Source organism: Eubacterium segne, from assembly GCF_014287775.1.
Classification (GTDB): Bacteria; Bacillota; Clostridia; order Lachnospirales; family Lachnospiraceae; genus Eubacterium_G; species Eubacterium_G segne.
Genome location: NZ_JACOOZ010000009.1, coordinates 59,854 through 84,630 on the forward strand (window position 1 = coordinate 59,854; position 24,777 = coordinate 84,630).

Annotated in this window: 20 protein-coding genes; 16 read left to right on the top strand and 4 right to left on the bottom strand. The window is 36.0% G+C overall.

All coding sequences use genetic code 11. The features are described 5' to 3' along the window. Positions 1 to 28 precede the first annotated feature (28 nt). Genes H8S00_RS11835 through H8S00_RS11845 form a run of 3 tightly spaced genes read left to right on the top strand, consistent with a single transcriptional unit; the run spans position 29 to position 4,534 of the window. Positions 29 to 1,066 carry a Gfo/Idh/MocA family protein gene (locus H8S00_RS11835; protein ID WP_021952536.1) on the top strand — a complete coding sequence of 346 codons (1,038 nt, stop codon included), beginning with the start codon at positions 29 to 31 and terminating at the stop codon, positions 1,064 to 1,066. A gap of 19 nt (positions 1,067 to 1,085) precedes the next feature. After that, positions 1,086 to 3,377, top strand: coding sequence for a glycosyl hydrolase family 65 domain-containing protein (locus H8S00_RS11840; RefSeq protein WP_118589688.1), 2,292 nt, complete (start codon positions 1,086 to 1,088; stop codon positions 3,375 to 3,377). Between the two features lie 29 nt (positions 3,378 to 3,406). Further along, positions 3,407 to 4,534 carry a glycerate kinase family protein gene (locus H8S00_RS11845; RefSeq protein ID WP_118589687.1) on the top strand — a complete coding sequence of 376 codons (1,128 nt, stop codon included), beginning with the start codon at positions 3,407 to 3,409 and terminating at the stop codon, positions 4,532 to 4,534. A 71-nt stretch (positions 4,535 to 4,605) separates the two neighbouring features. Here the strand turns inward: H8S00_RS11845 and H8S00_RS11850 are convergent, their stop codons facing one another. Together H8S00_RS11850 and H8S00_RS11855 are read right to left on the bottom strand one after the other, a co-directional pair. Further along, positions 4,606 to 5,196, bottom strand: coding sequence for a DUF5067 domain-containing protein (locus H8S00_RS11850; RefSeq protein WP_021952533.1), 591 nt, complete (start codon positions 5,194 to 5,196; stop codon positions 4,606 to 4,608). A gap of 174 nt (positions 5,197 to 5,370) precedes the next feature. After that, positions 5,371 to 5,790 (bottom strand): hypothetical protein, encoded by a 420-nt coding sequence (locus tag H8S00_RS11855; RefSeq protein ID WP_021952532.1) that lies wholly within the window; start codon positions 5,788 to 5,790, stop codon positions 5,371 to 5,373. 127 nt (positions 5,791 to 5,917) lie between these two features. On the opposite strand from H8S00_RS11855, the gene H8S00_RS11860 reads away from it, so the two are divergent. After that, positions 5,918 to 7,213, top strand: a complete 1,296-nt coding sequence (locus tag H8S00_RS11860; RefSeq protein ID WP_186840619.1) for a serine/threonine-protein kinase — start codon at positions 5,918 to 5,920, stop codon at positions 7,211 to 7,213. Here the strand turns inward: H8S00_RS11860 and H8S00_RS11865 are convergent. Further along, complete coding sequence (locus H8S00_RS11865) at positions 7,210 to 8,328, bottom strand: CapA family protein (protein ID WP_118589685.1); 1,119 nt, start codon at positions 8,326 to 8,328, stop codon at positions 7,210 to 7,212. The genes H8S00_RS11860 and H8S00_RS11865 overlap by 4 nt on opposite strands. 192 nt (positions 8,329 to 8,520) lie before the next feature. Between H8S00_RS11865 and H8S00_RS11870 the strand changes: the two genes are divergently transcribed. The 4 genes from H8S00_RS11870 (at position 8,521) to H8S00_RS11885 (ending at position 16,240) form a co-directional block, all read left to right on the top strand. After that, the gene (locus H8S00_RS11870) at positions 8,521 to 10,116 is read left to right on the top strand and encodes a peptide chain release factor 3 (protein WP_118589684.1); all 1,596 of its coding nucleotides are present in this window, start codon (positions 8,521 to 8,523) and stop codon (positions 10,114 to 10,116) included. 57 nt (positions 10,117 to 10,173) lie between these two features. Then, a complete protein-coding gene (locus tag H8S00_RS11875; protein ID WP_118589683.1) occupies positions 10,174 to 10,992 on the top strand; it encodes an AAA family ATPase in 819 nt (272 codons plus the stop codon). A gap of 10 nt (positions 10,993 to 11,002) precedes the next feature. Then, positions 11,003 to 12,205, top strand: coding sequence for a VWA domain-containing protein (locus tag H8S00_RS11880; RefSeq protein ID WP_186840620.1), 1,203 nt, complete (start codon positions 11,003 to 11,005; stop codon positions 12,203 to 12,205). A 258-nt stretch (positions 12,206 to 12,463) separates the two neighbouring features. After that, positions 12,464 to 16,240: a glycosyl hydrolase family 18 protein gene (locus H8S00_RS11885; protein WP_186840621.1), complete on the top strand. Its 3,777-nt coding sequence runs from the start codon at positions 12,464 to 12,466 to the stop codon at positions 16,238 to 16,240. A 105-nt stretch (positions 16,241 to 16,345) separates the two neighbouring features. Here the strand turns inward: H8S00_RS11885 and H8S00_RS11890 are convergent, their stop codons facing one another. Beyond that, positions 16,346 to 16,660, bottom strand: coding sequence for a helix-turn-helix domain-containing protein (locus H8S00_RS11890; protein WP_021952525.1), 315 nt, complete (start codon positions 16,658 to 16,660; stop codon positions 16,346 to 16,348). Positions 16,661 to 16,977: 317 nt separating this feature from the next. Between H8S00_RS11890 and H8S00_RS11895 the strand changes: the two genes are divergently transcribed. The 8 genes from H8S00_RS11895 (at position 16,978) to H8S00_RS13980 (ending at position 24,743) form a co-directional block, all read left to right on the top strand. After that, entirely contained in the window at positions 16,978 to 18,894 is a 1,917-nt protein-coding gene (locus H8S00_RS11895) for a glycoside hydrolase family 16 protein (RefSeq protein ID WP_118589681.1), read from the top strand. A gap of 152 nt (positions 18,895 to 19,046) precedes the next feature. Then, entirely contained in the window at positions 19,047 to 19,361 is a 315-nt protein-coding gene (locus H8S00_RS11900) for a carbohydrate-binding protein (RefSeq protein WP_021952523.1), read from the top strand. Beyond that, entirely contained in the window at positions 19,324 to 19,527 is a 204-nt protein-coding gene (locus H8S00_RS14150) for a carbohydrate-binding protein (RefSeq protein ID WP_436233080.1), read from the top strand. Before H8S00_RS11900 ends, H8S00_RS14150 begins: the two co-directional genes overlap by 38 nt. Continuing rightward, positions 19,515 to 19,667, top strand: coding sequence for a hypothetical protein (locus tag H8S00_RS11905; RefSeq protein ID WP_186840622.1), 153 nt, complete (start codon positions 19,515 to 19,517; stop codon positions 19,665 to 19,667). Before H8S00_RS14150 ends, H8S00_RS11905 begins: the two co-directional genes overlap by 13 nt. A gap of 108 nt (positions 19,668 to 19,775) precedes the next feature. Then, on the top strand, positions 19,776 to 20,210 hold the full coding sequence (gene mscL, locus H8S00_RS11910; RefSeq protein WP_021952522.1) for a large conductance mechanosensitive channel protein MscL: 435 nt from the start codon (positions 19,776 to 19,778) through the stop codon (positions 20,208 to 20,210). Positions 20,211 to 20,282: 72 nt separating this feature from the next. Next, positions 20,283 to 20,966: a response regulator transcription factor gene (locus tag H8S00_RS11915; RefSeq protein ID WP_021952521.1), complete on the top strand. Its 684-nt coding sequence runs from the start codon at positions 20,283 to 20,285 to the stop codon at positions 20,964 to 20,966. After that, positions 20,966 to 21,919, top strand: a complete 954-nt coding sequence (locus H8S00_RS11920) for a sensor histidine kinase (RefSeq protein WP_021952520.1) — start codon at positions 20,966 to 20,968, stop codon at positions 21,917 to 21,919. Before H8S00_RS11915 ends, H8S00_RS11920 begins: the two co-directional genes overlap by 1 nt. A 127-nt stretch (positions 21,920 to 22,046) precedes the next feature. Next, positions 22,047 to 24,743: a glycosyl hydrolase family 18 protein gene (locus H8S00_RS13980; protein ID WP_186840623.1), complete on the top strand. Its 2,697-nt coding sequence runs from the start codon at positions 22,047 to 22,049 to the stop codon at positions 24,741 to 24,743. Positions 24,744 to 24,777 lie beyond the last annotated feature (34 nt).

Genomic DNA, 24,777 nt, shown 5'->3' on the forward strand with positions numbered 1-24,777 from the left:
ACGTATAACAGATTTGCGAGGTAAATATATGAGAAAGATAAAGGTGGCTATAATAGGTGCAGGACAAATTGCACAGACAACACACATTCCGGCATTTAAATCCATGGAAAATGTGGAAATTGTGGGAGTAAGCGATACATATGAAAATGTGGCAGGTAAAGTGGCAAAGGATTTTGACATTCCCTTTAGTTGTAGTTCTCACTTAGAATTATTGGAAAAATGTAATCCTGATGCAGTAAGTGTTTGCGTACCAAACAAATTTCATTATCCAATTGTAATGGATGCATTAGACAGAGGATGTCACGTAATGTGCGAAAAGCCACCTGCAATTTCTTATAGTCAGGCTAAGGAGATGGCTGATAAAGCTAAATCTAAAGGACTAATACTGACATATGATTTTCATTTCAGACATGGAACAAATGTGGCTATTTTAAAGGATTTAATAGAAAATGGTAAAATGGGACAAATATACTATACTAAAGTACAGTGGCTTAGAAAGGCAGGAGTTCCAGGCTGGGGTAATTTCATAAGTAAAGATATGCAGGGGGGAGGACCCCTTATAGATATAGGTGCCCATATGTTAGACATAGCATTATATCTTCTTGACTATAAAAAGGTTTCCTATGTATCGGCAATAAGCTCAAATTTAATAGGAACCAAACAAAGTAACGGACTTATGGGTTCGTGGAATCCGGAAAAATACACTGTTGAAGACGGACTTTTTGGAAACATTGTATTTGAAGACGGAACCGGTATAGGAATAGAAACTACATTTGCCCTTAATATGAAAGAAAAGGATGTGAGGGCTGTGAAGGTTTATGGAGATGAGTTAGGTGCATCCTTATTTCCACTGGAAATTTATAGTGGATCCAATAGAAATTATCAGGCTGTAAATTATCCCTACATTAGTGATGGAGATTTGCACAACAAAGCTTTAGAAAACTTCATAGATGCAATAGAAGGTAAAGAAGAAGTTTTAGTGAAAGCCGGGGAAGGTGCATACATTCAGATGATAATTGAAGCATTATATAAGTCGGCAGAGAAGAAGGAGCCTGTTTTTCTATAGAAAGGCACAGGTGAAAAATATGTACTATTATGATACGAAGAGAGATTCCACCGGATTGTGGATAGAAGAAAATAAATATAGGCAGAAATATACAAAAAAATCGGAATCCGTATTTACAACAGAAAATGGGTACATGGGAATAAGAGGAACACAGGATTTTCCCACAATTGCGGAATGTAAGGGAATGTTTGTGAGAGGTTTTTTTTCAAAGGCAACAAAGGATGAAGTTGTTGAGTTGATTAATTGTCCTAATTTGTCAGAGGTTTATATTACCACAAAGGGAAAGGTCATAAGCTTAGATACCTGTAAAATAGAAAATTACAACAGAAAGTTTAATGTGGAAACGGGAGAGCTGGTTTTTCAGTGTGATTTTCTCTTAGAAAATAATATAATAAATATAAAATCAAGACGATTTGTTTCTTACAGTGATTTACATCTGTTTTGCCAACAGTTGGTAATAACATTAGCTGATGGAAATGATTTAGATATGGCTGTAAAGGTAGGCATAAACGGACAGATGACAAACAGCGGTGTGGCACATATCAGAAAAACTGAGTGCGGGGTACGCAATAATACTGTTATGGAGTATATTGGGAATACAGATGATTCAGAAATTGATATAATGATGGCACTAGATTATGAAGGAACAGATGACGCTAAAAATTACGGTCTTGAAAGAAGAAGCATATACGAAAAAAGAAAAATAAAATTAGTAAAAAATAAACCGGTTACACTAACAAAATATGCAATGGTATTTACCAATGTGGAAGAACCGGATATTACAAAAACAGATAAAATAAGCAGAATAATTGAAAACAGAAAAAAAGGATTTGCAAAGCTTTTTGATGAGCATTTACAGGAAGTCTATAAGTTTTGGAAAAATGCAGAAATAAAAATAGATGGCATATCAGTAGAGGACGAGGCGGCAATAAAGTACTCACAGTTACAGTTGTTTGGAATGATACCAAAAGATACGGATAGAGTGAGTATTGCAGCAAAAGGTCTTTCAGGTGAAGGATATAAGGGGCATGTATTTTGGGATTCTGAAATATATATGTTGCCGTTTTTCTGCTATACCAATCCTGAAATGGCAAAAAGATTACTTATATACAGATATAATGGTCTTTCAGGAGCATTTAAAAAGGCAAAAGAATACGGCTATAAAGGAGCGATGTATCCATGGGAAAGTGCCTTTGAAGGAAAGGAAGAAACTCCTTTGTTTGCAGCACTTAACATAGAAACAGGAAAAGCTAATCCGGTATGGTCAGGCAGGAAGGAGCATCATGTTAGTGCCGATATTGCCTATGCCATAATAAACTATTACCATATGACTAAAGACGAAGAATTTATGCACAAATATGGATATGAAATGTTAATTGAAATATCTAAATTCTGGGAGAGCAGAAGTGTAGAAAAAAATGGCCGTTTAGAAATATTGGATATAATAGGTCCTGATGAATACGATGAACATATTGATAATAATACATTTACTAACTATATGGCTAAGTATTGTGTGGGACAGACGTTAATAGAATTAAAGAAATTAAAAGAAAATGATAATAACTTTTATGAAAAGTTAAGTGATAAAACAAAATATGAAGATAATATTTTAGGTTTAGAAGAGTTTGTACGAAATATATATATTCCTCAGGTTAATAAAGATGGAATTATTCCTCAGGATGATACATTTTTGTCAAAGAAGGAGCTGCCTGATATTGACAAATATAAAAATTCCCAGGTAAAGCAGTCGGTGTTACTGGATTACACAAGGGATCAGGTAGTGGATACGCAGGCAATAAAACAGGCAGATGTGGTAATGCTGTTGAATTTATTCCCACAATTATACAGCCCGGATATTGTGAAGAAAAATGTTTTGTTCTATGAAAAAAGAACTTTGCATGATTCATCCCTAAGTTACTGTGCACACGCTCAGGCATGCGCTAATATTGGAGAGTTGGACATGGCACAAAATTTCTTCAAAAAAGCACTTGAGGTGGATTTAGTAGATAATCCATATGATTCCACAGACGGACTTCATGCAGCAGCCATGGGGGGCATTTATAATTGCCTTATACAGGGATTTGCAGGGGTATCCGCTGATGATAGTGCATTGTACATAACCCCTCATCTTCCAAAGGAATGGAAAAAAATGGAGTTTGTGGTAATGTACAAAGGTTGTAGGCTTGAAATAAGGGTTAGTCATGATAAAGTTGATATATATAAAACAGGTGATACATCATATCCATTATGTATATCAATAAACAATAACATAATGACAATGGAAGCAAACCAGCAGCAGTTGTCAGCATAAAAAGATTAGTTTGTTAAAGGGAGTAACCTATGAAGATTGTTTTGGCATCAGATTCCTACAAGGGGAGTCTTAGTTCCACACAGGTTAATAATATAGTTGCACAGCAGGCACAAAAGGTGTTTGGAAAATGTGATATTAAGAAAGTACAAATGGCCGATGGAGGGGAAGGAACTCTGGCAGCGGTTTTAGAAACAGACAAAGATTACCGGAAGGTAGAGGTTAAAGTTTCTGACCCTTTAGGCAATGTTATTACAGCATCATATATTATGAAAAAGGATGTTGCAGTTATAGAAATGGCTGAGGCTTCAGGTCTTACTTTGGTACCATCAAAGCTGAGGAATCCTTTAAATGCTACATCAAAGGGAACGGGGCAGTTAATTGCTGATGCACTGAAAAATGGAGCAGTGAACATATACATAGGAATAGGTGGAAGTGCCTCAAATGACGGTGGAATGGGAGCCATGACTATGTTAGGATATAGGTTTTTAGACCAAAATGGCAACGAACTAAAAGGAACCGGTGGGGATTTGGAGAAGGTTGTGGCGATTGATGATAAGTCGGTTATGCCTGAACTTAAAAAGGCTAAGTTTACTGTTATGTGTGATGTAACAAATCCTCTTACGGGAGAAAAGGGTGCAACCTATGTTTTTGGCCCGCAAAAGGGTGCTGATGATGAAATTGCAAACAGGCTTGAAAGGGGAATGCTTAATTATAGCAAAGTTTTAAGTAAATTTTTAGGCAGAGATATTTCCAGTCTTCCGGGAATGGGAGCAGCCGGTGGAATGGGAGCTGCATTGTACGCCTTTACCGATTCAAAAATGGAGTCGGGAATACGGGTTTTACTGGATTTAAATGATTTTGACAATTTGATTAAGGATGCAGATATGGTAATTACCGGAGAAGGAAGAACTGATGAACAGTCAGCCGGCGGAAAGGTTGTATCAGGAATTGCCAAAAGATGCAAGGAAAATAAAACACCGCTGTATGTGCTATCAGGTAGTCTCAGCGGTGATTTGGAAGAACTATATGACATGGGGGTTACCGGCATGCAGGCATGTGTATGTGATGTAATTGACATATCAGATGCTATGAAAAATGCACAGGTTTACTTAGAAAGGGCAGCCGGAAGGCTGTTTAGGATAATAAAGGCAGATTAGGTTAGACAATCAAAAACAACATCCACCCCGGGGCAGATGTTGTTTTTTTTACATTATTTATTTACCATATCCTATTTATTAGTAGCAATAAACCGGATATCCTTTGAAGACCAGAAACTTGGTGAAACATTTATTTCTATTTCCTTCCAGTCAGTTGGAACCTGGTATGCAATGACACCTTCCATTTTTTTGCCGGCAGCAATGTCACCGTCTAGCTGATTATATTTCTTTGCTTCAGGAGCCTGAAGACCCATAATATCTTCATTCATTGAAGTATCATCATAATATGCTTCAAAAGAAGCAATAGAACTCATGGTGATAGAGCTGTCGGAATTGTTTTGGATTTTAAAAATGCAAATAGCAAATTCTTTGCCCTCATCAGGCTGGATAATTTCATCGCCCTTTGAAATAATTACTTTTTCAAGAGTTACCTGAACATCTTTGTATTCAGCAGTTTCACCTACCTTGAAACTGGTTTTGGCTTCAGTTTCTTTCTCCTCTTTTTTGGAATTATCATTAGTAACCTTTGAATCTTTAGAATCAGTTTTAACCTGATGAACGCTGTCATCAGAGCCGCCACCGGCAACTGCTGCAATTATTGCAATTGCCACAATCACAATAATAATCCATTTCAACTTTGATTTTTTCTTTTTTTCTTCCATAACTTATACCTAGTCTTTCTAATGCATAAAGTCTGCTGTGAAAGACACAAACACTTAGAGTGAAAAATGTGTTTGCTTTATCCTTTCCCTTATTATTAGTTCACTCTTTAAAACATATGGAAATTTTAGCCTACAGTATGGAAGAAATGTTATGCCGGCAGCATAATTTAGCAATTATTCGATAATTTTCTCCTCCATGTCATGTAAAAGAATGTTGGTATCAATTAAATTGTAATGCTGTTCTAAGGAAAAATGGATTATGCTGTCACGCTTAATACGGGGATATAAAATGCTGTGGTCAGACAATTTTAAAAGTCGGTTTGTGGCATCGGTATCTAATCCCATTGAAATGGAAAGGGCAAGAACCTTATTTCTTGAAGGTTTTTTGGAACCACTAAAAATCTGATAGGCGTAATTTTTTTGAATATTGGATTTTTCTATGACCTGTGCTTTGGTCAGATTGCAATTATTCAGACATTCCGTTATGTATTGTACAAAGGTGGTATTTTTTATATCCTCAGTGTTATCTTCAATAAATTCTTCGATATTGTTATAATTTTTTAGTATTTTTAATAATTCATCAGTTGATTTCATAAAAAGAGCCTTTCTTATTTTCAAAATATATTTTTTAAAGTATACTTTATTTATCATATATCACAGGTAAATAAAAAATCAATACAATGCAGTAGAAAAATATTGAATTAGTTGATTTGAAAAACATTTGAATGGAATTAAAAATATGGACGTTATAGAGGATTATTATTTAAAAAAATATGAACAATTAAAGGTGCTGGCTGATACAAATAAATGCAAAACCCTGTTAATGAGAAACGTAGATACAGGGCAGCTGGTTGTAAAAAAGATAATGCATAAAGCAGCTTTTGACATATACAAAGGTCTTAAGGAAATTAAAAATAAAAACCTAGTTAGGGTTTACGAATGTTTTATACAGGGGGATGAATGTGTCGCTATAGAAGATTATGTTAATGGCAAGAGATTTGATGATTATTATCAGGGAAACAGGCTGACATTGCAGGAGGCAGTGACTAGGGCAGAGGAGCTTTGCAACGGCTTAAAAGCCATACATGAAAAGGGCATAGTTCACCGTGACATACAGCCTAAAAATATAATAATAAGCAATGAAGGGACTTTGAAAATCATTGATTTTGACATATCAAGAAAAGAAAACCATGAGAAGAGCAAGGACACGGAATTGCTGGGCACTGTGGGATATGCAGCACCTGAACAATATGGATTTTCCCAGACAAGCAATAGAAGTGACATATATTCAGTCGGGGTTGTGTTAAAGGAATTTTTTGAAAATCAGGGATTACTTTTCAACGAATATCTTGAAGAAATAGTAAATAAATGTATGGAAATAGACCCTAAAAACAGATTTAGTGATGTAAATGAGTTGATGGTGGAATTATCTAAGGTAGCGGAAATGGATGAAAGCCACAATGAATCTGACAAAATTATGCCAAAGACTTTGGATACTTCGCCAAAGAAAACGGAAACCTTATCCAAACCTGAGGTGGATTTATTAAAAAAAACGGAAACTTCATCCAAACCTGAAAAGAAATTATTAAAGAAACCGGAAAAAGGTCAAAAGACCGGGAAAAATTCAACAAAAAATACACCTCAAAAGGAATTGCCACCTATTACGTTTAAATATCTGCTGGATACCATTCCGGGATTTAGGCGCAGAAAAATTGTACCAATGATTATTTCTACCATTGTGTATGTCTGGTTAATATATATTTATGCTACAGTAGCTTTAGACTACAAGGGTATGAACATACCTAGAAGTATCCTGGTAACTATTGTGGCTGAGGCAACGGTAATTATACCGTATATATATTTAACCAATATTGCAGATATAGCAAGCAGATTGCCAAGAAAAACTTTTAGAAGTAAAAGGCGTGAAATATGCTACAGAATATGTATGGCTATATTTTTATTTTTGATTCTCGCTTTAATATTGGGATTTTTATTGCCGGGGGAAAAACCGGGCTAATAAGGTAGCTCCCTTTTGCCACTCATAAACTGCAAAACTTTTCTTTTTTCGGTTTTATTCTTTATTATATCAGGCTGCCAATTGTTGGTATCTCCGGTATACACGTAACATGGAATTATTTTACCGGCTTCATTAGTCAGCTTTCCGCCTCTGACAGTTAAAGTATGCTGATATATTATTGTGCGGTTTTCAGGGTGGCGGTTGCCACCAAAAATAAAGTTCCCAAGGGAATAAATAATGGTTTTGTTGTTATATTTCTCCATAGGCTGAAGTACATGAGGATGGTCTCCCATAATCAAATCAACACCATAATCCACAAGTTCGCGGCAGGCATCTATTTTCCATTGCTCCGGTTTATGGATGGCTTCTGTTCCACCATGAAAATACAAAATCTGGTAATCACTTTTTTTAGATGCATTATCTACTGCCTCTTTAATGGAAGGAATAGCATAAGTTCCATACATGCTGGCACATATTATTCCGATTTTAAAACCATCTTTTTTGTAGTAGACAATTTTCCCTTCCTCACCCCATTTAACATTGGCTGTATCAAGGGCATTGCAGGTATCTTCATGTCCCTTTGCACCATAGTCATTTATGTGATTATTGGAAATAGAAACAAAATCAATTCCACCTTCCCTTAAAATATTGGCATTTTTTGCCTTACTTTTAAACCAATAAGCTTCAACTTTTGGGTCGGCATATTGACCTTTGTCGCTAACCTTTAAATTCTTTGAGTCAGAAAACACGTTTTCGCAGTCTCCAATGGTGAAATCGTCTGAAAGAAAATAAGAGCTTACTTTTTCAAAAAAATAAAAAGCAGGTTTTACGTCAGCCACATCGTTAAAAGTATTTTCGTAATAAGCATTTTCATCTGTGGCACAAAGACAGTCCCCAATAAAGCTAAGGGTAATAGTTGTGTCAGAGGATGTGGTTTCTTCTAAAGATGTAGTTTCAGAAACAGTAGTATTAGTAGTGGTCACTTTTTCAGTTATCCTATTGTCAGCTTTCTGGTCAACCTCAGTTACAGGCTCATGTTTTAAATGGTTAAAAGCAAAAAGAACAAGGATACATAATCCTACAAATACAGGTACCTGAATTAAATATTTTTTCATATAATAATCCCTTTCATTGTTTTTAATTATAGAAATATCTGTTTATTTTATAGTACCATAAATATTAACATAAGTGTTGGCAGAAAATAAAATATACGTTATACTTTTAGAGGTGCTTTTTCCATAAAAACAGCGGAATTCAGAAAAGGGCACCTAATTAGGGAAAAATTAATCTAAGAATGGAGATTAACAATGGATATAAACATAAAGCAACAGATAGAAAACAGAAGAACCTTTGCCATAATATCCCATCCGGATGCAGGAAAAACAACTCTTACAGAGAAATTTCTTTTATACGGAGGAGCCATAAATACAGCAGGTTCCGTTAAGGGAAAGGCAAATTCAAAGTATGCGGTTTCAGACTGGATGGATATAGAAAAGGAAAGAGGTATCTCTGTAACATCATCAGCCCTTCAATTTGATTATGAGGGATACTGCATTAACATATTAGACACACCGGGACATCAGGATTTCTCAGAAGACACATATCGTACATTAATGGCAGCAGATTCAGCAGTAATGGTAATTGATGCGTCAAAGGGTGTTGAGGCACAGACCATCAAGCTTTTTAAAGTATGTGTAATGCGCCACATTCCTATTTTTACATTTATAAATAAAATGGATTTAGAGGCAAGAGACCCTTATGAATTATTAGAAGAAATTGAAAATGTGTTGGGAATTAAAACATGCCCTATTAACTGGCCTATTGGTTCAGGTAAGAGATTTAAGGGAGTTTACGACAGAAACACCAAGAATGTGTCAATGTTTCAGGCAGTTTCAGTTGGTGGCTCAAAAAGTGCTGCAGAAACTACATACAGCGTAGAGGATGAGGCATTAAAGGCGGAAATAGGGGATGATTTGTATGACCAGTTAATGGAGGATACGGAGCTTCTTGACGGAGCCAGCGAACCTTTTGATCAGGAACTTGTAGATAAGGGAGAATTGTCACCGGTATTTTTCGGTTCAGCCCTTACAACTTTCGGTGTGGAAACATTCTTAGAGCATTTTCTCAAAATGACGGAATCTCCATTGCCTAGAATGTCAAATGAAGGATTAATTGACCCGGTGGAAGAACCTTTTTCAGGATTTGTTTTCAAAATTCAGGCAAATATGAACAAGGCACATCATGACAGAATTGCCTTTATGAGAGTGTGTTCAGGAAAGTTTGATGCCACAAAGGATGTATATCATGTGCAAAGTGGCAAAAAAATGAGATTATCCCGTCCGCAGCAAATTATGGCCCAGGACAGAAAAGTAATAGATGAAGCCTATGCAGGTGATGTTATGGGTGTTTTCGACCCGGGAATTTTCTCCATTGGAGATACCATTTGTTCACCGGGAAGAAAGTTCGCATATGAAGGCATCCCTACATTTGCACCGGAGCATTTTTGCAGATTAGTGGCATTAGATTCCATGAAACGTAAGCAGTTTATGAAGGGTGTAACCCAGATAGCCCAGGAAGGTGCAATTCAGATTTTCCAGGACTACAATTTGGAAATGTCAGAAATAATTGTAGGAGTTGTAGGTGTTCTTCAGTTTGACGTGCTGAAATACAGAATGGAAAATGAGTACGGCTGTGACGTAAGATTGGATTCACTTCCTTATAATTATATTCGATGGGTTAAGGATCAAAGCACTGACCTTAACAGTTTAAAGTGTCCTAGTGATACAAAGAAGGTAAAAGACATGAAGGGCAATCCTCTTATTTTATTTACTAATGAGTGGTCAATAAAAATGGCTTTAGACAGAAATGAGGGGCTTGAATTTATGGAATTTAGTAAAAATTAATAATAATGTGAATGTTAAAATTATGTAAACCACATTAAAAACTGAAAGGAAAATAATATGTCAAAAGAAACAAAATTTACGGGAACAGATACTTATGTGGCATCAGATGATTTGATGGCATCTGTTGAAGTGGCAATGCAGCTTCAGAAACCTCTTCTCATAAAGGGAGAGCCGGGAACAGGTAAAACCATGTTAGCAGAAGCCGTGGCAAAATCTTTGGACAAGGAGCTTCTTATATGGAATATTAAATCTACAACCAAGGCACAGGATGGTCTTTATATTTATGATACTATCCAGAGATTGTACGACAGTCAGTTTGGGGTAGAAGGTGTAGATGATATAGGAAGATACATTAAACTTGGAAAATTAGGGGAGGCATTTAAGAAAGACAGGCAGGTGGTTTTGCTTATTGACGAAATAGACAAGGCTGATTTGGAATTTCCTAACGATTTGCTTTGGGAATTAGATAAAATGGAATTTTACATTAACGAAACAAAGGAAACCGTAAAGGCAAAAATAAGACCTATAGTTATTATTACTTCAAATGCAGAAAAGGAACTACCTGACGCATTTTTAAGACGTTGTATATTCCATTACATTAGCTTTCCTGATAAAAAGCTCATGAAACAGATAGTTGATGCCCATTTTGAAAACCTTGAAGAAAACCTTCTTCAGCAGGCATTAGATACATTTTATCGTATAAGGGATATCAGGGATATAAGGAAGAAACCTAGTACATCTGAATTTATTGACTGGTTAAGAGCCCTTGCAATAGGCGGTGTAAATCCTGAGGATATAGACAAAAAACTTCCGTTTTTAGGTGTACTTGTTAAAAAAGATGAGGATTTAGAAACTGTTAAAAGACTAAGCATTTAAAGGAGAATTTATGTTTACTTCTTTTTTCTATACAATGAAAAGTAATGGCCTTGATATATCAACCACGGAATGGCTTACCCTGATGGAAGCCCTTGATAAGGGGCTGGCCAATTCCAGTTTTACGGATTTTTATTATCTTTGTAGAACTATTTTTGTTAAAAACGAAGGGGATTATGATAAGTTAGATGCTGCTTTTCTGGAATATTTTAAAAATATAAAAGAAGACAAAATTAATATGGATAAAATTAACCAGTGGCTTCATAATGGCAGTGACTTAGAGGCTAAAATGACTAATCCGGAATTGTTTCAGGATACAAGAACCAAAAAGGAAGCTAAAGAGGTTCACAGAATGTTTCGTGAAAGACTGGCAGAACAGCATACGGAACATAACGGAGGAAAGTATTGGATTGGTACCGGCGGTGGTTCTTTTTTCGGAAAGAACGGAAGAAATTCCGGAGGTATTCAGCTAGGAGACAAGGCAGGAATGAAAACGGCATTTGCCGTTATGGGTGAACGCCGTTACAAGGATTTCAGACGTGACAAGAAGCTTACTATGAGACAGTTTCAGGTGGCACTTAGGGAGCTTAGGCAGTATTCACGAAAGCTTGATTTGCCAAAGACAGAGCTGGATATAGATGGCACCATTGATTCTACCTGTAACAGAGGCGGGTATTTAAAGTTGGAGTTTGAGCAGCCAAGGAAGAATACTGTTAAGCTGATGCTGCTTTTTGACAGCGGTGGTTCCATGTATCCTTACAGCGAAATGTGCAATGAGCTTTTTCAGGCAGTTCACAAGGCTAATCATTTTAAGGATGTTAAAACCTTTTATTTCCATAACTGCATTTATGCAAAGTTGTACAAAACTCCTGAGTGTGTTTCAGGAGACTGGATAGATACAACCTGGGCATTTAAAAATTATGACAAGGAATACAAAGTCATAATAGTAGGAGATGCAGGAATGGCTGAGGAGGAATATTTAGACAAAAACGGCAACTACAGCGGGCCTAATAACGGATTGTCAGGTCATGAGTGGATGCAGCTGTTTAAAAAGAAATATCCTCACTGTGTATGGCTTAATCCGTCCTTTCACGGAGATTTGTCGAAAATGTACTGGATGAAGTCGGAAAATATGATAAAAGAAATAGTGGATATGTACCCTCTGTCCGTTGACGGACTGAAAAGAGCAATAAAAAAATTAATGTTAGACAGATAGTTTGTTAATTATTATTACGGGACAAAAACATTTTTGTATGTTTTTGTCCCGTTTTTGCATTTAATTGGTTGATAAAAACAAATAAATACAACTTTTTTGTACAAAGTAGACAAATTGAAATGTGAAAATAAAACTAAATTTACGAAAATGACGGAGAAAATGTAAAAACATTTTTATCTTATGGAAATTTAACAGGATAGTCTATATAATTTTAGTATACAAATTTTATTTCATGTAAATGAAAAAATGGAGGGAAACATGACATATTTTAAGAAGATGGGGAGGAGAGTATTGGCAATGACAATGGCTGTGTGCCTAAGTCTTGGACTTATTTGCGGTATTTCATTTGTAGGAAATACTGTAAAGGAAGTTAAAGCTGCCGATACAGGTTTTACAAAGAATGATTTTCTTAAATGTGACGGTACTTACATCAAAAATAATTACGGCAAAGGAAGTAACGTTTATTTAAGGGGAACTAACGCAGGAGGAGTTTTCGTTCAGGAAAGCTGGATGAATGCAACCAACGCAGGGGACTACAAAACTACAATGGCTACGTTAAAGAACAGATTCGGAGAAAGTACAATGTATGATCTGTTGGATTTATACGAGTCAAACTATTGGACAGAGGCAGATTTTGATAATTGTAAAAACCTTGGAATGAGCGTTATAAGAGTACCATTTACTTATATGAATCTCTACAGACAAAGTGGAAATTCCTGGGTACTTAAAGACAATGCCTTTAGCAGACTTGACTGGTTTGTAGAGCAGGCATCAAAGAGAGGCATTTATGTAATACTTGATTTACATGGTGCTTTCGGTTCACAGAACGGACAGGATCACTCAGGGGAAGTGATTGATAATGTATCTGATGTTACATTTTTCTCAAATGACACATTGAAAAATCAGACGTTGGAACTTTGGAAGGTAGTAGCTGCAAGATATGCAGGCAATCCGGCTGTTGCTGCATATGACACATTAAATGAGCCTGGTGAAAAAGCAGGCACAACTAATTCAAAGCATTGGGCATTTTACAATCAGATGTACAATGCAATCCGCTCCGTTGACCCGGATCATATAATTATTATGGAATCATGTTGGGGAACATCAAATCTCCCAAATCCAAGTACATATGGATGGACTAACGTAATGTACGAATACCATCATTATCCATGGGATTATCAAAGTGATTTATCAGGGCAGAAAAATGCAGTTGATAATCTTGTAAACAGCGTAAACAATGCAAACTACGGGGTACCTACATATATAGGTGAGTTTACATGTTTTGATTTACAGGATGGATGGACATATGAACTTGACAGGTTTAATAAAGAAGGATGGCATTATACATCCTGGTCATACAAAACCACCAATTCAGGTTCATGGGGCATTTACAAAGAAAAGACTACAGATAAGGTAGATATTTGGAATGACTCAGAAGCAACTATTAGAACCAAATGGGGAGCTGCATCCTTAGGAACAGGTGATAAAGGCTCTAACGGTTTAGTATACAATGTAATGAAGGCTGCACTGCCTGGAACAGTAGTTATGGCAGATACAGCTCTTACAGATGACAGTTATTTTTCAATTAAGACAAATATCAATGGAAAATATGTATGTGCTGAAAATTACGGTATGACAGCACTTATATCAGACAGAATATCTGCGGGAGAGTGGGAGCAGTTCAGAGTAGTATATAACTCAGACGGAACAGTATCATTCCAGTCAAGAGCAAATAACAAATATTTATGTGCTGTTTTTGATGATACAGATACTGAAAATCCTATTCTTCCAAGAAGCAGCAGCATTGGAACATGGGAGAAATTCTATGTGGAACAGAATAGTGACGGAACATATGCCCTTAGAACATATGTAAATAATTACTATGTTCAGGCAGATATTAATGATACTAATGCAGGTATATTACATGCCATTAGCACAACAGTGGGAACATGGGAAAAGCTGACATTTGAAGCAAAAAATTCAGCAGCCCTTCCTAAGGTAAATGGTGGACAGCAGGAAACTACACAGCCTTCAACAGAAGCACCTACACAGGCACCAACGCAGAAGCCTACAGAGACACCAACAGAGGAAGAAGTAAGCGTAGATATTCCTACTACAAGTGGAAAATATGGTAAGAACTTTAAGGCAGTAGCTTATTATCCTAACTGGTATGGTGATTTTACATCAAAAGTACAGTGGGATAAACTTACCCACGTAAACTATTCATTTGCGTTGCCAAATGATAATGGAACCATTGATTCCGTATCCGGTTCTGCCGGTGTTATTAACAGCCTTATATCTGTAGCTCATGCTAATGATGTTAAGGTAAATGTGGCAGTAGGCGGATGGTCATATTCAGACGGAAGAGAGTGTGCAAGGGTATTTGAAAATGCTACAAATACAGATGCAAAACGTCAGTCTCTTGCTAATGCAATTCTTGCAATTGTTGACCAGTACGGATTTGACGGTGTTGATATTGACTGGGAATATCCTACAGCAAGTTCAGCAAGTCAGTTTACATCATTTATGAGATATTTAAGAACAGGACTTACATCAAGAGGTAAAGTTCTTACATCAGCAGTTCAGGCTACAGGTGGCACATACCAGACAGATGAAGTTCTTCAGATGGTAGACTGGATAAACGTTATGGCATACGATGGAGATGCAGGTTCAGGACATTCACCATACAGCCTTATTGTAAATTCATACAATTACTGGCATGGAACAAGGGGAATGGATGCATCAAAGGTAGTTCTTGGTGTACCTTTCTATGAGAGACCTAACTGGGCCTCATATGCAGATATAGTTAATGCCAACTCAGCTAATGCATACAATGATTCAGCTGTTATTAATGGAACAACAGTTTATTATAACGGTATTAATACAATGTCCCAGAAGGCAAAATTCGCAGCAGAAAATGCCGGCGGTATTATGATTTGGGAAATCAGTCAGGATACAACTAACTCAAGCTTAAGCCTTATGAATGCTATTTATAATTCAGCCACGGCAGTAGTTGGAAAAGGCGGAACAACAGCAACAGTTACAGATATTCCGGGAACCATCAGCATTGATTCCTATGGCGATAAAACATCAGGAATTACAATTAACACAGAGGGAAATGTTAAGTATGCCGGAAATCTTGTTAATAATTCATACTTAGATTACTATATTAAGGCAGCACAGAAGGGAACATATACTATTAATCTTCCGTTAGCAGCAGGGGATGCACAGTATAATGCAAAGAACATTATTGTTAAGTTAAATGATACAGTAGTGGCAACAGTTCCTATTACAGCAAGCAGCTCATGGACAACATTTGTAAATCACACAGCTGATATTACACTTCCTGCTAAGGGAACCTATAAGTTGTCAATAGTTGCAGACAGTGGAGCATGTAATGTAGCTGATTTAACAGTAAGCAAAAAGGCAGAAGAAACAACAGTACCTGTTACGGAAAAGCCGACAGAGGCACCTACTGAGAAACCAACGGAAGCACCAACACAGGCTCCGGAAGATGATTTTACAATTGAAATTAACGGATATCAGATTAGTACAACTGTAGAAGGTCACAGAGTAGTATATTCAGTGGCAGACCCTAATGACGAAGTTGTAAGCTCAGGTTTGGTATATGGTTTGTCAGATTACGCAACAGCAGCAGATATGGTAGTAAACAGTAGCAATAGTTCAGTTAAGTCATATCAGTCAACAGAAGCAGGTAAATGTCCGATTTCATACAGTACCTTTGAAGGTGGACAGAGCTATACAATGACAATGCAGTTTGTAAATACAGAAAAATACTTCAGTGATAAAATGATGGTAAGAGCTTATGCACAGCTTAAGAATGGTAAATATGTGTATAGTGATGTAAAGACATACACAATTTACTCTATTGCAGATACATTGTATCAGGGAAGAAAGATGAATACTTTCTCAGGTCACAGTTATTTGTATGACAAGATATTGAAAGTTGTAAATTCTAATTATAAAGAAATAGACTACAATTGGAATGACATAGTTGTAAAACCGTGGAAATAGAAATTTGAATAAACACGGTAATTAAAAAAGCTGTAGTGTGCGGATAATAACTCCATATGCTACAGCTTTTTAGTACCATAAAACAGTAAGTAGTAACTGTTAATATTACTTCCAAATCTTTATAGTGTTAATAAGTTTAAGTTTGTTTTCATCGCTCATATGTTTAATAAGTCCTATAAGTTCGTTGTCAAGAGCGGTATTTTCGTATTCAGGTTCTACACGACCAACCAGTGAATCAAGAGTAATGTTCATTAACTTAGCATAGTAAATAAGTATTCTAAGTGACATTGCTGTTCTGTTGTTTTCAACATTGCTAATGTAACCGGGAGTCACATTTAAAGCCTCAGCTACCTGAGCCTGTGTTAAATCCATGCTGATTCTTAGTTCTTTAATTTTACCCCCCAGACTTTCGTAATTCATTCTTCTAATCCTTTCAATTAACTTAATAATATTTAAAGTATAAACTGCTTATACGTCACAAGCTAGTATACACTAAAAGAAAAACAATTTGTATATACTAATTATATCTAAAAAATGCTATTGGAAATAATGAAAGTAAAAAAAGGATTTTTTTATTAGAATTATTGGAATAAAAAAGAAAATACAAATAAATTTTATGAAATTTGTACAAATAACTTGATAAAAACGATTTTATTTGTTTATATTAAAGTATATAAATTATGCAAATGTTAAAGGCAAATATTGCCACTTACTAATGTACGAAAGGAACGAAAATTATGAGGATAACAAAAAAGATTACAGCTTATATATTAGCTACAAGTCTGCTATTGTCAGGAATTACTTTCTATAATAATGACCAATCAGAAGTCAAGGCTGCGGTAGGAGACTGGAAAGAAGTATGGAGTGATGAATTTAACGGAACAAGTCTTGATACAAATACATGGACATATGAAATAGGAAACGGAAACTGGGGATGGGGAAATGGAGAAGCGGAATATTACACAGACAGACCGGAGAATATTTCCGTGTCAGATGGTTATTTGAAGATAACTGCAAAGAAGGAAAATTATAAGAATTTTAAATACACATCAGGACGTATTATTTCAAGGGGAAAAAAGAATTTTAAATATGGAAAGATGGAAGCAAGAATAAAGGTGGAAAATGGGAACCAGTCAGGAGTATGGCCGGCATTTTGGATGATGGGTGAAAAAGGTAAATGGCCTGATAATGGAGAACTTGACATTATGGAACATGCCAATGACAGAAATTATGTTGGGGGATGTATTCACTGGAATCCCAACGGATTTGGCGGAAACTATGACCACAGATATCAGGGAGGGGATTACTATTTTAGTGACAATGTAAATAATGGTATTACTAACTGGCATACTTACGGTATTATCTGGGACGAAAAACATATTGAATGGACTGTGGATGGGGTAAGCTATCATACTGAAAAATTCAACAGTAGTAACAGCTATTGTTTTCAGCAGTATCAGTATTTTCTTTTAAACCTTGCTATTGGTGGAACAGGTACACTGTATACAGGAAAGCAGACACCACCTGAGGATTACAAAACAGCAGTGATGTATGTGGATTGGGTAAAGGTATGGCAAAAGGAAGAGGCACCTACCACGGAATACGATGGCCCATATGTTACAGTTACGGAAGATTCTGTAGCAAAATATACCGGCTCATGGTCAGATTTTTTTGGAAGTGGATGGACAGGCGCATCAGGAACCCTTACATCTAACGGAACAATAGCTGATGGATTTACAATTAATGCCACATCAGTGGGAAGAACCGGTGATAAGGACAGCATATGGGGAATACAGGGAAAATTAATGAATCTTAAATATTATCCGGGAAATACATATAAATATAAGTGTACAATTACCTCGGATAAAGATAAAAGAATATTTGTAAAGGTGGCAGATGATGCAGAGGATGCTTTAGCAGGAGGCTACATTACCTTAAAAGCAAATGAACCATATTATTATGAAACAGATGTTAATATTCCTAAGGATTTTGATGGGACAGTAAGTCTTAAGTTTGGTATGGGAATTGCCAATGACGGGGATGTTATTGATGCAGGAAGTTCCCTTAAGGTAAAAGTTGAAAATGTATCTTTTGTTACAACAGCAACAATACCTGATCCTGACTATGTAAACAGTCAGACAACTACGGAGAAGCCAACTGTGGCACCAACAGTGAAACCTACTGAAACTACTAAAAAACAGCAGGAGGAAACTAAAGAAAATATTACGGAAGTTACTACTAAAAAACAGCAGGAGGAAACTAAAGAAAATATTACGGAAGTTACTACAAAAAATCAGCAGACAGTGACTACAACTAAAAATACATCATATAAAGTAACAAAGCCCGGAAAGACAAAGGTGGTAAGAGCCTTAAGAAGTAAAAACAACAAAAAGATAAGTCTTAAATTAAAGAAAATAAAAGGAGCGTCAAAATACGAGATTAAAGTTTCAACCTCAAAGAGATTTACAAAGAAGACAACTAAGAAAGTTGTGATAAAGTCCGTAAAGAAGGTGATTAAAGGATTAAAGAAGAATAAGAAGTATTACATAAAGGCAAGAGCAATAAAGGTTGTTAATAAAAAGCTTTATCCGGGAAAATGGAGTAAAGTTAAAAAAATAAAAAAATGTGAGTTTTATAAAAAACGGAGAGTATAAGTGCAAACTTAAAAATGATAAAATAAAGATATCAATATAGACGATTTAATAAAGGTTGAAAGAAATGTGAAAAGGAAGGGAAAAAACAAATCATTCTTTCAACCTTTTTAATTTGTTTTTGCCATATAAAAATTATGGTGGGATTGGTATCCATGATGATAAAAAAGATAATGGCATGTATTATGTCGGTTTGTATGTTTATGTCAATAATATGTACGGAAAACATAAGCACGGCTAAAGGAGCAGAATCCACAACGGTTTATTTTCTGGCAACCTCTGAGTGGTCGGAAGTTAATGCCTACGTTTATGGAAATGCAGAGGCAGCTTCAACTAATGCAGAAGTTTTAGCGAAAAGTCGGACTTACCGTACTGATATTCAGTCAGAGGCAAGTGGCAGACAGGGTGTGAAATTAAAAAATAATGGGGATTATGTTGAATTTACATTACAAAAGCCGGATATTTTTTAATGAAACCCTTAACAAAGGAGAAAAAATAAGACTTCAAAAAGACTCAGGTAATGAAGCAGAATATTATATTATTGATTTTATAGAGTGTGAGATGACAGAAAATGCCCTGAAAAAACCGGGGAATATGTTTATGGTGATGTACATGATTATTCTGTGTATAATGTAGCAGATTATTTGTATCAGAAAGCATGTTCCACAAATGCAGCAGCACATGATTATCTGTACAATAACATTTTAAAGAAAGTATCGCCGGAATACAAAACAGTAGATTATGACTGGGGAAATACAATAGTTCCGGTAAAATAAAAACAAATATATAACCCCTGATTCTTTTACGGAATTGGGGGTTATATATTTGAAATAACTGTGATAATATAAACAGTAGAAAAAATACAAATGACGAGGAGATAATCTATGTTAAAAGAGTTTAAAGAGTTTGCGTTAAAAGGCAACATGATTGACCTTGCTGTAGGTGTAATCATCGGTGGAGCTTTTAATTCATTAGTGACGTCTTTAGTTGACAACATAATAATGCCTGTTATCAGTATCTTTACGGGAAAAATTGATTTCAGCAATCTGTTTTTATCCCTTGACGGAAAAGAATATGATACGTTGGCACAGGCACAGAAAGCAGGGGCAGCCACTCTTAATTATGGAACATTTATTACAGGACTTTTGAATTTCATAATTATGGCATTTGTGGTATTTTTGCTTGTTAAGGCAATGAACAAGTTAAGAACTCATAATGAGGTGCCACAGGAAGCAACTACGAAAATCTGTCCACATTGTAAGTCGGAAATACACATTGACGCAGACAGATGCCCACATTGTACAAGTAAACTTGATTAGGAAATACCCCCGGTGGAATACAGTTTTGCCGGGGGTATTATAATAAGTATGATTTTAATGGAGAGCAGTTATATGACGGAAAATAAATACAATATAATGATAGTGGAAGATGACAATACCATAGCAGAAAAAATAAAAAGTCATTTGGAAAAATGGGCATATAATGTTTACATAGCGAAGGATTTTGGAAATGTATTAAAAGAAGTATCTGATTTTCAGCCGGATTTAATTTTGTTAGACATAACCCTGCCATATTTTAATGGATTTTACTGGTGCGGGGAAATACGGAAAATGTTCAAAATTCCCATTATTTTTATATCTTCTGCCGATGACAGTATGAATATAGTTATGGCAATGAATATGGGCGGAGACGATTTCATATCAAAACCCTTTGACCTTACGGTACTTACTGCCAAAATATCGGCTCTTATCAGAAGAAGCTACTCTTATGCAGGTCAGCTTAATACCATAGAAAACAATGGGGTAATACTTAATCTTATGGACGGCACCTGTCTTTATAACGGAGAAAAAACTGAACTTTCAAAAAATGAATTTCAAATATTGGCGCTTCTTATGGAAAATTCAGGAAGCGTTGTAAGTCGTGACACCATTATGATGCATTTGTGGGACAGTGAAAATTTTATAGATGATAATACATTAACAGTGAATATAAACAGAATCAGAAAAAAACTAAAGGATATAGGATTAGATGATTTTGTAAAGACAAAAAAAGGGTTAGGTTACATGGTATGTTGATGAAATATTTAAAGGACAGAAAGTTAATATTTATTGCTATTTTATTCTGGATTGCCATATTTTCCGGCGTGTTTGCTTTATGTGGAATAGAGTTTAAGTATGTATGGTACCCCACGGCATTAGGGTGCATGGCTTTGGGTATTTGCCTTGTGGTTGATTTTGTTTGTTATTATAAAAAGTGCCGAAGTCTTACCATGGCAGAAAATAGTATTGATGTAACATTGGATAATTTGCCTAAAACCTCAAATCAGATTGAGAAAATGTACACAGAGCTTCTTAAATTACTGACTAATGAAAAAAACGAAGAAATAAATAATATTCTAAATTCAAAAAAAGAAACAATGGAATATGTTACATTGTGGTCACATCAGATAAAAACTCCCATTACCGCATTGCAGTTATTAGCTAACGATACTGATGAAGAAATCCGGATTGAAATCCTTAACCGGTTGTTTGAAATTGAACAATATCAGGATATGATGCTTCAATATCTGCGACTTGAAGGTGGCGGAAATGACTATGTTTTGGCAGATTATAGTGTAAAAGATATGGTTAATCAGGCAGTGAAATACTTTGCCAGAATCTTTATTTCTAAAGGAATTTCAGTGAAAATACAGGTGGATGAAAGCAGGAAGGTTGTAACAGATGAAAAGTGGATGGTATTTGTCCTTAAACAGCTTATATCAAATGCCCTTAAGTATACTTCAAAAGGGGAAATATGTATATCCTTTGATAATGATGAACTTTTAATTAAGGACTCAGGCATTGGCATTGCAAAAGAGGATTTGCCAAGAATTTTTGACAGGGGATATACAGGTTACAACGGAAGAAAGGACAAAAAGGCTACAGGTCTTGGTTTGTATCTTACAAAACAGATTCTTGACCGGCTGAATCATAAGATAGAAATTGATTCTCAAATAGGTGTTGGAACTCGGGTTTTCATAAAATTTTAGAACAAAAAATTGTATATAATTGGTAATATTTAACATAATTGGCTACTTTTTAAATAGGTTTGACATATGGCTAAAACCCTTGCTAGAATGGACGAAAAGGCAAATTTTAAAGGAGGGAAAAGTCATAATGACAAGGAAAGCAAAGAGAATGCTTGCTAAATTTATGGCCCTTGTAATGGCAGTGACTGTGCTGTCATTTACAGGTGGATTTAGCAGTATGCAGTCTAGCGTGGTTTATGGAGCGGCTGCATGGAACAGCGAAACAATTTACACAGGGGGAGATGAAGTGGAATACAACGGAGCAATTTACAAATGTAAATGGTGGACTAAGGGGGACACACCTTCAAACGGAGGTCCTTGGGAGCTGGTTTCCGGGTCAACATCAGGGGGAGATACAGGTGATTTAGGAAGTCTTAAACCGGGAAAAGCAACAGTCACATTAGACCCACAAATTGGAACAAACGTAAATGGAGTTACACTTCCGTCTAATTATTACAACAAAAAGGTTGTGGGTTATTTTCCAAGCTACGCAATTACATCCCAGGCACATGAATATTTCAATATAGCAGATTTACAGTGGGATAAGCTTACTCATATTCAGTATGCTTTTGGTATTGTTAATAAAGATACATGTGAGCTGGAGGTAGGAGATCCGGAACATGACATTGAAAGTAAGTTTGAAGGCACAACCTTTAAACATGACGGACAGGTAATTAAGATGGATGACTCCCTTGGATACTACGGACAATTTAACATAATGCACACATTAAAGAAAATGCATCCTGATGTAACCGTTCTTATTTCAACAGGTGGCTGGGGAGCATCAGAAGGTCTTTGGTATGCCACACAAAATGAAGCGTCCATGAGAAAATTCAGTGCTTCGGCAGTTTCATTTATTAGAAAGTACGGTTTTGACGGCATTGATATTGACTTTGAGTTCCCGTCAGAAACCCCACAGTCAGGAAATTATACGGACTTTACTGAATCTATAAGATCGGGAATTGCAGACAGATACGCCCAGTTTATAAAAATACTTAGTGAAGATTTAGCTAAGGCATCAAAGGAAGACGGAACATATTATTGGCTTACATCTGCGGTAGCAGCATCATCATGGGTTCTTGGAGGGCAGACAAATTCAGCCTTTTTAGATTACTTGGATTTTGTATCAGTTATGTCCTATGACTTCCATGGTGGATGGAACAATTATGTAGAAAATCAGGCAAATCTTTACGCTGATCCGGCAGATACGGAAACAGCCCAGGTGGACGTTAAAACATTGGGATTTGACTGGGCTTACCGGTTTTACAGAGGAAAAGTTCAGTCTGAAAAGATTTTAATGGGTGTTCCTTATTATACAAGAGGTTGGACAAATGTTTCCGGAGGAACCAACGGATTACACGGTTCGTCAGGTACACCTCTTACTAACAGCGTTGATAATCTTAACTTATGGTGCGATTTAGATGAAAATGGAAAAGAAGTGGCAGCAGGTGCTAATCCCCTCTGGCATGTAATGAATCTTATGAAATCCAATTCAAACTATAAGCGTTACTGGGATGACGTAGGAAAGGTTCCTCATATCTGGAATGCACAAAATAACACATTCCTTACATTTGAAGACACAGAATCAGTACAGGAAAGAATAAATTATGTAAACAACAACAATTTAGGCGGTGTTCTCATATGGGTTATGCACGGAGATTATGATTATGACGAACAGCAGCAGAAATATGTAATAGGTGATACTCTTACATCCATGTTCCATGACCAGTTTAAGGCAAAGGGGGCATCAAAGGTATCATCAGATGTGGATTATACTAATGATACATTAAATTTTAGTGTGGATTTTGGTGGAAAATACGATCATCCAAACTACACATACACAATAAAACTTACAAATAATGAATCTGTGGCATTTCCGGCAGGTTATACTTTAAGTTTTGATTTACCGAAATCCAGTAAATTTACCAGTGCATGGGGGGCAACGGCTACCACGGAAGATAAAGGTGACTTTACAACAGTAACCCTTACATCCACCAGTGCACTTTCACCGGGAGAGTCTGTAGAGTTTACAGGTATGTTAAAATGTTGCTTTTCAGGAGTTAAGAATTTTAAGGTAAACGGATATTCCATGTTAAGTGAGGTAAATAATGAAATAACCAGACTTAACAGAGCATATCTTACTGACAAAAACGGAGGTTCGTCAGAAATTCCAACTGAACCTGAAACAGAGGCACCAACAGAAAAGCCTACAGAGGTACCAACACAGACACCGACAGAAAAGCCTACGGAAGCACCAACACAGGCTCCTACAACAAAGCCGGACACAAAGGTTCAGACATCAGTTAAGGGCTACCAGATAAGCACTACAGTTGAAGGATACAGAGTTTTATATAATGTATCAGACAGTGACAATGAAGTGGTAAAAGCAGGTCTTATATATGGACTTTCAGATAAGGCAACAGAAAATGAAATGGTTGTGGGAAGTGGAAATCAGGCAGTTTACGACTATGCAGCAACCAATGCAGGATTACTTTCTAAAAGTGGTGACACATCACTTTATGCCATGACAATGGAATTTGTTAAAACAAAGGAATTTTATCAGGCAGGTATAATGGTAAGACCATATGTACAGTTAAAGAATGGAGAATATGTATACGGAGAGGTAGAATCTTTGAAGGTATATGACATAGCAGATTCTTTGTATCAGAAGGAGTTAATGCCAAATGAGGCAGCACATTCTTACCTTTATAACAATATTTTAAAGGTAACAGATTCTTCATATACAGAAAAACCATTTAATTATAAAAATATTCTTGTAAAATAGTGACTTCATAACATGATGTAACCAAATTACTTTA